This window comes from Tritonibacter scottomollicae (assembly GCF_003003215.1).
GTDB classification, from domain to species: domain Bacteria; phylum Pseudomonadota; class Alphaproteobacteria; order Rhodobacterales; family Rhodobacteraceae; genus Epibacterium; species Epibacterium scottomollicae.
Window position 1 is genome coordinate 1 of sequence record NZ_PVUF01000067.1, and the last position, 1,207, is coordinate 1,207.

The following is a 1,207-nucleotide window of genomic DNA, read 5'->3' on the forward strand; positions in this document are numbered from 1 at the left end:
AGCCGTTCGGTCGGAACGGCTGGATCCCTTCGCTCTGGAGAATAGCCCGAATTGTGTTCCAATGCGCACCGGTTTCGGCCAACAGAATCGTTGGTGTCGTGTAGCTGGCTTCAAACGCAGCGATGTCGTCGCGGCTCATTCGCCATTCCCGACGCTTAGTCGTGGGATTCAAAACCAACATCGCAGGCGTGTAACCACCTTCGATCAGAGCCAGGAATTGACCTTTCCCCCGAATACCCGCCGACCGAGCGAAGGCCGCTGCTGTCATCTCCACTTGGTTGGTCGATGGCTTGCGCTTTGGCGCGACCTTCGCCTTGAACGCTGCAACTTCAATGATTTCCACCACAAGCCCGTGGTAGCCGAACACATCAGGACGCTGACCAAGGCGCAAAGCACCCGTCCGGATGGCCGCAATGATCTCGCCAACAGGAAGGTCCAGCCGCTTGTGAACGAGTTGGATCGTCTCCCACCCTGGCTCCTCTGCGGCAACCGGCTGCGCATAGGCCTCCAGCTCCTCAAGAAGAGCTTGGCCATCCGCAATCCGCCAAGGCGATTTGATTGTTGGGACGTTGGTCCTTGGGACGAGGACACCATCAGCCTTCAACCCGTTCAGTTCGGCCAGCGTTGCGCCGATTGCACGTCGCAGCGCAATCGGACCGACCAATGTCGGGATTTCATCAAGAATGTGCTGCCAGGCCTTCGCATCAAAGGTCTTGCGGGCATCGGCACGCGCGTCACTGGGCGCAAACGCGCCCGCTTCTGTCAAGAAATCATCCAGGACAGCCGGGCCGATGCCGGTTTCCTTGGATGCTGACGTAAGGGAGTGGAGGCGCCGCTCTGTGACGGTATGTCCGAGAAGTTCATCACCTGGCGCTAATGGCCATATTTCCAGAAAGTAGTCACGAAGGATCCCGCGAAAGCCCTCAAAGGCATCGTCATCAAGATAGATGCCCTTGAGATGTTTGAAGAGCGGACCCAATTCGCCCTGCGTCACGAAGTGGCCACCGTCCTGTGATCGCATAAGGATGTCCAGAGCCGCTCGGATCCCGTCAGGGCCTTGCGAGACGAAGACAAAGCCCTTGGCCTTGGCGCGCCGATCGTCCGAGGCCTCGCCTTGTGTGCGCAGCAAGGCTGCACCTATGAACTCACAGAGTGTGATCGTCGGAAACACCGGCTGTGAGGCCAGCCATGTTTTGTCCGCAGCGAT

Annotated in this window: 1 protein-coding gene; it reads right to left on the minus strand. The window is 58.6% G+C overall.

Features of this window, described 5'->3' with window-relative positions:
• Positions 1 to 1,207, minus strand: a 1,207-nt coding sequence (locus CLV89_RS22745; RefSeq protein ID WP_106165752.1) for a hypothetical protein, incomplete at both ends; no start/stop codon positions are given.